This window comes from Micromonospora sp. NPDC051296 (assembly GCF_040682255.1).
In the GTDB taxonomy this organism is placed as follows: Bacteria; Actinomycetota; Actinomycetes; order Mycobacteriales; family Micromonosporaceae; genus Micromonospora; species Micromonospora craterilacus.
The window spans coordinates 1-7,398 of sequence record NZ_JBFBAO010000350.1; the positions used below are offsets into that span (position 1 = coordinate 1).

Annotated in this window: 7 protein-coding genes; 2 read left to right on the forward strand and 5 right to left on the reverse strand. The window is 72.0% G+C overall.

Annotated elements, in window-relative coordinates:
- Positions 1-291 (forward strand): polysaccharide biosynthesis protein (locus tag AB0M52_RS27460; protein ID WP_363959447.1); only part of this gene is annotated, 291 nt, incomplete at its 5' end.
- A gap of 64 nt (positions 292-355) precedes the next feature.
- Here AB0M52_RS27460 and wecB read toward each other — a convergent pair.
- The 4 genes from wecB to AB0M52_RS27480 are packed head-to-tail and all read right to left on the reverse strand — an operon-like array spanning position 356 to position 4,873.
- Positions 356-1,480: a UDP-N-acetylglucosamine 2-epimerase (non-hydrolyzing) gene (gene wecB, locus AB0M52_RS27465; protein ID WP_363959450.1), complete on the reverse strand. Its 1,125-nt coding sequence runs from the start codon at positions 1,478-1,480 to the stop codon at positions 356-358.
- Positions 1,477-2,715, reverse strand: coding sequence for a glycosyltransferase family 4 protein (locus tag AB0M52_RS27470; protein WP_363959453.1), 1,239 nt, complete (start codon positions 2,713-2,715; stop codon positions 1,477-1,479). The genes wecB and AB0M52_RS27470 overlap by 4 nt, the downstream gene beginning before the upstream one ends.
- Complete coding sequence (locus AB0M52_RS27475; protein WP_363959456.1) at positions 2,712-3,839, reverse strand: NAD-dependent epimerase/dehydratase family protein; 1,128 nt, start codon at positions 3,837-3,839, stop codon at positions 2,712-2,714. Before AB0M52_RS27475 ends, AB0M52_RS27470 begins: the two co-directional genes overlap by 4 nt.
- Positions 3,833-4,873, reverse strand: a complete 1,041-nt coding sequence (locus AB0M52_RS27480; RefSeq protein WP_363959459.1) for an SDR family NAD(P)-dependent oxidoreductase — start codon at positions 4,871-4,873, stop codon at positions 3,833-3,835. The genes AB0M52_RS27475 and AB0M52_RS27480 overlap by 7 nt, the downstream gene beginning before the upstream one ends.
- Before the next feature lie 308 nt (positions 4,874-5,181).
- Here AB0M52_RS27480 and AB0M52_RS27485 point away from each other — a divergent pair, with 308 nt between their 5' ends.
- Positions 5,182-6,456 (forward strand): O-antigen ligase family protein, encoded by a 1,275-nt coding sequence (locus AB0M52_RS27485; RefSeq protein ID WP_363959461.1) that lies wholly within the window; start codon positions 5,182-5,184, stop codon positions 6,454-6,456.
- On the opposite strand, the gene AB0M52_RS27490 is transcribed toward AB0M52_RS27485, so the two are convergent.
- On the reverse strand, positions 6,422-7,398 hold a 977-nt coding region (locus tag AB0M52_RS27490), incomplete at its 5' end, for a glycosyl transferase family 1 (protein WP_363959463.1). The two genes, AB0M52_RS27485 and AB0M52_RS27490, sit on opposite strands and share 35 nt — an antisense overlap.

A 7,398-nucleotide genomic window follows, 5' to 3' on the forward strand; every position in this document is an offset into this window, starting at 1 on the left:
GCCCGGCAGCTGGCCGACCAGGCCGACAGCGTGGTGCCGATCGTCTTCACCGGACTGCGCCCAGGCGAGAAGCTGCACGAGGACCTGCTCGGCACCGGCGAGGTCGACACCCGCCCGCTGCACCCGCTCGTCTCGCACGTCGCGGTGCCCCCGCTCGACCCGCTGGAGGTCAGCGGCCTCGACCCGTTCGACGACCCCGAGAAGGTCGTCGCCGAACTGGCGCGGCTCTGCACCCAGGCGGTCGGCAGCGCGGTCGCCGACGGCGCCGTGGAGCTGCCCATGTCCCGCTGACCCAAGCGTGAAAGGGGGCCGACGACCCGTGGTCGCCGGCCCCCTTTTCAGCGGTACGGACAGCTCAGCGGCGGATGCCGGCCCAGTCGTGGTGCCGGCGCACGGTGGAGAGGATGAAGTCGACCACCCGCCGCGAGGTGTCCCCGACCCGGTAGTCGGCCGGGCACGGTACGCCGTCGGCGGCGACCTGCGCCACGGTGACCTTCACGGCCTCCACCACGCCCTGCGGGTCGAGGCCGGTCATGATGATGCCACCGGCGTCCAGCGCCTCGGGGCGCTCGATCGACTCGCGCAGGGTAACTGCCGGGAAGCCCAGGATCGCGGCCTCCTCGCTGATCGTGCCGCTGTCGGAGAGCGTGCAGAACGCGCGGGTCTGCAGGTGCACGTAGTCGATCAGCCCGAACGGCTCGTGGAACGAGATGCCGTCCAGCACGGTCGCGTCCGGCGCGAGGGCCTCCAGCCGCTTGCGGGTACGCGGGTGGGTGGAGACCAGCACCGGGTGGCCCCAGCGGTCGCGTACGGCGGCGAGACAGTCGAGCAGCCGGCGCAGCCGGGCCGGCTGGTCGACGTTCTCCTCCCGGTGGGCGCTGACCATGACGTACCGGCCCGGGGTGATATCGAGTTGGCTCAGCACGCGGGAGCCTTCGATCTCCGGCCGGTAGTGCTCCAGCACCTCGCGCATCGGCGACCCGGTGTGCAGGATCCGCCGCGGGTGCAGGCCCTCGGCGAGCAGGTTACGCCGGGCGTGCTCGGTGTAGACGAGGTTGAAGTCGGCGACGTGATCGACCAGCCGGCGGTTGGTCTCCTCCGGCACGTTGAGGTCGAAGCAGCGGTTGCCGGCCTCCATGTGATAGACCGGCACCCGCATCCGGCGGGCCATCAGCGCCGCGATGCAACTGTTGGTGTCACCGAGAACCAGCAGCGCGTCCGGCCGAAGCTCGGCGATCGCCGCCTCGACACCGACCAGCACGCCGCCCAGCACCCGTCCCAGCGAGGAGGTGTCCACCCGCAGGAAGCGGTCCGGCTCGCGCAGTCGCAGCTCGGTGAAGAAGACGTCCGAGAGCGTCCGGTCCCAGTTCTGACCGGTGTGCACCAGCAGGTGATCGACGGTGTCGTCGAGCCGGGCGATCACCCGGGACAGTCTGATGATCTCCGGTCGGGTGCCCACCACCGTCATGACCCGCGTCATGTGCGTCCTCTCCGTGTCGCCACCTTGGCCAGGATGTCCTCGAACTGGTCCACGCCGACCCGCACCGACATCCGCTCCTCGTAGACCCGCCGGGCCTGGTGCGCCATCCGCGCACGCTCCGCCACGGGCAACGCGGCGGCCTCGGCGAACCGGTCGGCCAGCGCCCGCCAGTCCTCCGGCGGGCTCACCAGCCCCACCCCGGCCGAACGGACCAGCGCGGGCGCGTCCCCGCCGAGCGAGGCGACGACCGGGACACCACAGGCGAGTGCGGCCTGCAGCTTCGACGGGATCGTGCCGTGCAGGGCGGGCAGGTCGCGCAGGCAGACCAACTGGAAGTCGGCCGCCGCGTACAGCTCGGCCATCTCGCTGGCCGGGCGACGGCCCACGAATCGGACGTTGTCCGCTCCCAGGTCCACGGCGAGCCGGCCGATCGCCTTCTCGTCGGCACCGGAGCCGACCAGCACCAGGTCCATCCGGTCCCGGACGGCGGCGGCGGCCCGCACGGCGGTGTCGAGCCCCTGGAGCAGGCCGAGGTTACCGGCGAACATGACGGTGCACCGGCCACGGTGGCCGAGCACGGCGCGGGCCGCCGGGGTCGCCGGGACCGGCCGGAACAGCGTGTCGTCGGTCCAGTTCCAGACGACCCGGACCCGCTCCGGGTCCGCGCCGCGCGCCACCACCAGATCCGCCATAGCGGGCGAGATCACCACGATCGCGGCGGCGGTCCGGTAGGCGGCGCGCATCAGTGCCCCGATCCCGGCCTCCAGCGACCGGCCGAGCCGACCGGTCGGGGCCATGCCCGACCCGATCACCGACTCCGGCCACAGGTCCTGCACGTGCAGGACGACGGGGGTACGCCGGGCGGCGCGCAGCACGGCGGCGACGGCGACGGTGGTCGGCGGCGGGTGGTAGACGTAGGTGACGTCCACCCCGGCCAGCCAGCCCGCTCCGGCCAGCACGCTGCTGACGCCGAAGGAGAGATGGCTCAGCGCTCGCCGGCGCGCCGAGGTGTCATGGCTGGGGTAGGCAGGCACCCGCCGCACCGCGACCGGCCCGTCGGTTTCCCGGTGCCGCCACCGCTGGCGCCAGCCGGGATAGATCCGGCCGTACGGGTAGCTCGGAAACGTGGTCAGCACCCGCACGGCGTGGCCCCGTTCGGCGAGCCCGTGTGCCAGGTTGCCCGGGATGAACACCCCCTCCGGGGGGTACCACTGGCTGACCAGGCCGACCCTCACGCCGAGACCGCCACCTGGGCCGGCAGGGTCGCCTCGACCGGCTCCGGCCAGGTGTCCGGGCGTGCCGGGTCGAACAGCTCGTTGGTCCAGAAGAGGGTGACCAGCTCGTCGTCGCCGGTGTTGACCAGCTTGTGCACCCACATGGTCGGCATGTCGACGGCCATCGGCACGTCGCCGGTCACCGGAAACCGGAGCACCTCGGTGTCACCGACCCGGCGCAGGCTGATCTCGGCCGAGCCGCGCAGCACCACGAACCGTTCGACCTTGGCCAGGTGGAAATGCTCGCCCCGGGTGACCCCGGGATGCGTGCTGGAGCAGAAGGTCTGGCCACCGCCGCCGTGTGCCTTCACCGTCTCCACCAGTTCGCCCCGGGCGTCGCCGCGACGCGGCAACGGGAGCGGATAGTGGGTCGGGAAACAGTGCGAACGGTAGGTGTTGAACAGCCTCAGGTCGTGCCGGTCGCGCAACGGCGGGATCTCTCCGGCACGGTAGGCCGCGGCGGTCGCCGCGAGCCGGTCGGCCAGTTCGCGGACGCCGATACGCAGCGCGGGCATGGCCGGGTCCCACGATCCGCCGGCCGGCACGCCGGCCAGCCGGGCCGCGGCGTCGGTGACGTGCACCAGGTCGAGTTCCCGATCCCCGTGCACCTCCGGCTGCCCACCGTCGGCGAGGACCCGGCAGAACGTGGCGACCGCGGAGTTGTACCGCGGGCGGCCGTGCTCGCCGTAGAGATTGGGCAGCAGGACGTCGTCGACCGGCAGTCCGGTGCCGGCGAGCAGCTGGGCGGCGGCGGCCTTGGCGTCGCCATACCCGGTGCCGTTGCCGGCCTGCACCGAGTTGGCGTACACCACCTGGGCCGGCGGGTCGGTCGCGGCCCGCAACCCGGCGGCCAACTGGGCAGCCGCCCGCAGGTTGCCCGCGGCCACCTCGTCGGGCTCACCACGGTTGACGCCGGCGAGGTGCAGCACCCGGTCCACGCCGGAGAGCAGGGCACCGGCCCGTTGCGGGTCGGCCAGCTCGGCCCGGCCGAGGCGGACCGGTTCCGGCCAGCCGAGCGCCCGCAGCAGCACCCGCAGGTGCCAGCCGAGGAAACCGTCTGCTCCGGTGACGGCCAGCCTCAGCATGCCGGCACCGGGTCGCGCAGGGCCAGCTCGGCGCGGATCTCGGGCAGCGTCCGCAGCAGCTCCACGATCTCCGGTACGCCCAGCCGCGGCGCATTGGCGGAGTTGAAGTCCTCGGCCGGGCCGTCGCCCAGGTCCCCCTCGGAGACGTAGAGCGCGTAGTTCAGGTCGCGGGCGTCCAGCGGCACCCGGAAGAAGTCGCCGAAGTCGTCGGCCTGGGTCAGTTCCTCCCGGCTGGCGAGCGTCTCATGCCACTTCTCGCTGTGCCGCACGCCGATCACGTCAAGCTTGAACGGCACGTCGAACAGCTGGCATACCGCCTCGGCGAGGTCACTGATGGTGCACGCCGGGGCCTTGCGGATGAACACGTCGCCCGCCCGCGCGTGGTTGAAGGCGTGCTCGACGAGGTCCACCGAGTCGGTCAACGACATGAGGAATCGGGTCATCGTAGGCTCGGTGACGGTGACCGCCCGACCGGCCTTGATCTGCTCGACGAAGAGCGGGATGACCGAGCCGCGCGAATACATGACGTTGCCGTAGCGGACGCAGGAGACGGTGGTGGCGCCGTCCGGGTTGTTCCGCGCATGCGCCTGGGCCACCTTCTCCATCAACGCCTTGCTCATGCCCATGGCGTTCAGTGGATAGACCGCCTTGTCGGTGCTGAGCATGACCACCGAGCCGACCCGGTTGTGCGCGGCGGCCTCCACCACGTTGGCGCTGCCCACGATGTTGGTGCGGACCGCCTCCAACGGGAAGAACTCACAGGACGGGACCTGCTTGAGTGCCGCCGCGTGGAAGACGAAGTCGATGTTGCGAGTGGCCCGGAGCACGGTGTCGTGGTCGCGGACGTCACCCACGTGGTAGCGCACCCGCTGGTCGCCCAGCGTACGGCGCATCGAGTCCTGCTTGGCCTCGTCACGACTGAGGATCCGCACCTCGGCGACGTCGCGCTCCAGCAACCGGCGAGTCATGGTCTGTCCGAAAGAGCCGGTGCCTCCGGTTATCAGCACCCGGCGCCCGGCAGTCATGTGGATCATGGCTTCTCCCGTGTGAAGGGCTCTCCTCCGTGAACCGGACCGGCGGCAGGGGCCAGCCCGGCCGGATACAGCATCCGACACAACGACATTCCGAGGACACTGGATACGCTTCTGGGACGAATCAGTCAAACGGCGAACCCTTGGTTCCGCAATTACCGCAAACGGGCAGTCCAACCTGCGAAAACTGGTAGAAACGACCAGCAGCGTCCGCTGACAACCCCGGGCGAAACTCCGGCCTGGCCGGCCTGCCCACCCGGCCAACGACAGGCCCCAGCTGTCGCACCGGCCCCCGTAGCCGAAGGATCGTCATGCCGCTTCTACGCGAGTCAGGACGCAGCGGAGAGTCCCCGGACGCACTCGGCCGGCCGGCCGGCCGCGGACCACTGACCCTACCCGCGGTGCTGGTGCTCGCGCTGGTCGCCGTGATCGCAGTCCGCCCACCCTGGTGGTCGTTCAACTACGCGGCGGTGCTGGCCCTGATCGCCCTCGCCCTCACCGGGCGGGCGCCCCGCCTGCGGTTGCCCGACACGTTGGCCCTCGCCACCGGCGCCTGGGCCCTGGCCGGTCCACTGTGGGCCGGGCAGGCCGCCTGGACGCTGCCGGGCGGCTACCGGTACGCCACGGTCTGCCTGGTCTTCGTCACCTGTCGGCAGGTGATCCGCAGTCGACGCGATCTGCTTCTGCTCGGCTGGGCCTACCTCGGTGCCTGCGTGGTGGTCGCCCTGGAGGTGCTCGCGGGTGCCCGCGACGAGCTTCGCCAGCAGGGCGAACTCGTCGACGTCGCCACCCGGTACGGCGTCGAGGGCCGAGAGATCAACGCCACCGCGTACACCCTCGCCGTGGGAACGGTCGTCGCGATCCTGCTCACCGTCGCGGCGGGACGCCATCCGCTGCTTCGGTTCGGTCCGCCGCTGCTCGCTCTACCGGTCACCTGGGCGATGCTGCTCACCGGCTGCCGTGGCGCGGCCATCGGCGTGCTCGTCGGCGTCGTGGTGCTGGCGCTGGCGTGGCGGCTGCCATGGGCCACTGCCGCCGGGATCGGCATCACCAGCCTGTTGCTGCTCGTCGTCGTGCCGGTCGGCGTCGCACCCGAAGGCGCGATGCGCTGGCTCGACCAACTCTACGATCGCCCCACCGGCGACATCTCCGGCCGCCTGGAGTTGTGGCCGTACGCCCTGTCGACCTGGGGCGAGTCGCCGCTGACCGGTTCCGGTCCGGGCGTGTTCACCCACAGCAACCCGATGGAGATCGGGCCGCACAACCTGCTGCTCATCCTCGGCAACGACCTCGGCCTCGTCGGTGTGCTGTTGTACCTCGGCACCATCGCGGCGGCCTGTTGGACCACGGCCCGCAGCGGGCGGCGCGGGCTCGTCCTGGCCTGCGTCCTCACCGGGGTGCTGCTACCGATCTGGCTGACCGGTCAGTGGGAGACCGCCCTGGCCATGTGGCTGGCGCTCGCGCTGGTCACCGTCCTGCCCGAACTGCCGGTGGCCGCCCGACCGATGCACCGGGCGGCACCGGGAACGTCGTCCTGGGGCAGCCGGCCCGTCACCGCGCGACCGGCCCCACACCACGTGGGGTGACCGGCCGCCGCGCCGCCTCACGCAGCACCTCGGCCAGCCGGACAGACACCTGGTCGGCGCGGTGGTGGCGCACCGCGAAGGCGCTGCCCTGCCGGCCGAGCCGGTCCCGCAGGTGCCCGTCCCGGCACAGCCGGGCCAGTTCCCGGGTCAGCGCCGTCATGTCGTCCACGCCGACCACCAGCCCCGCGCCGGCCTCGGTGAGGTGCACCATCGACGCCAGCTCGGCCGGGCCGAACCCGAGCACCGGCCGACCGGCGGCGAGGTACTGCGGGATCTTGGTGGACAGCGAGTACCGGGTGTAGGCGCGGGTATCCTCGGCGAACGACTCCACATGCACCAGCACGTCCGCGCCGTGCAACACGGCCGCGACCTCGTTGCTGTCCAGCGAGCGGCCCAGCCGCACCGCCGGCAGGTCGCGAAACCGGTCCGCGTAGCGGGCGGCGTCGTGGGCGGGCGTGTGCACGGTCAGCCGGGCCGGCGGCGCGGCCCCGGCGAGACCGCCGAGCGCCTCACCGACGCGCCGAAGCGACCGCCACCGCTCCAGGTGCAGGCCGCCCACGTAGACCAGTTCGATCGGCGTTCGTCCCCGCCCGCCGGGCGCCGGTTCGGCGAAGTCCGTTCGCTCCACGCAGTTGCCGAAGGCGGCGAACGGCAGCCGGTAGCGCCGCTCGTACTCGCGGGCCATCGGGCCACTGATACCCAGCCCGTAGGACGAGTGCCGCAGCACGGCCCGCAGTTCGGCGCGCACGGCCAACCGGGCCAACCCCAGCATCTGCCCGCCTGCGTACATCGTGCTCGGCCAGTCGTCCATGAAGTGGGGCACCAGCGGCACCCGACATTCCCGGGCCACCGCCACGGCCAGCCGCATCATCCGGATGCTGCCGAGCGTCGCGTACACCACCTCGGGCCGCTGCGCCCGCACCCAGTCTCGTCCCGACCGAA

Bases quoted from the DNA above. Each gene is read 5' to 3' on its own strand.
- wecB (WP_363959450.1), bottom strand. From the start codon at position 1,480: ATGACGCGGGTCATGACGGTGGTGGGCACCCGACCGGAGATCATCAGA.
- AB0M52_RS27475 (WP_363959456.1), bottom strand. From the start codon at position 3,839: ATGCTGAGGCTGGCCGTCACCGGAGCAGACGGTTTCCTCGGCTGGCAC.
- AB0M52_RS27480 (WP_363959459.1), bottom strand. From the start codon at position 4,873: ATGATCCACATGACTGCCGGGCGCCGGGTGCTGATAACCGGAGGCACC.
- AB0M52_RS27485 (WP_363959461.1), top strand. From the start codon at position 5,182: ATGCCGCTTCTACGCGAGTCAGGACGCAGCGGAGAGTCCCCGGACGCA.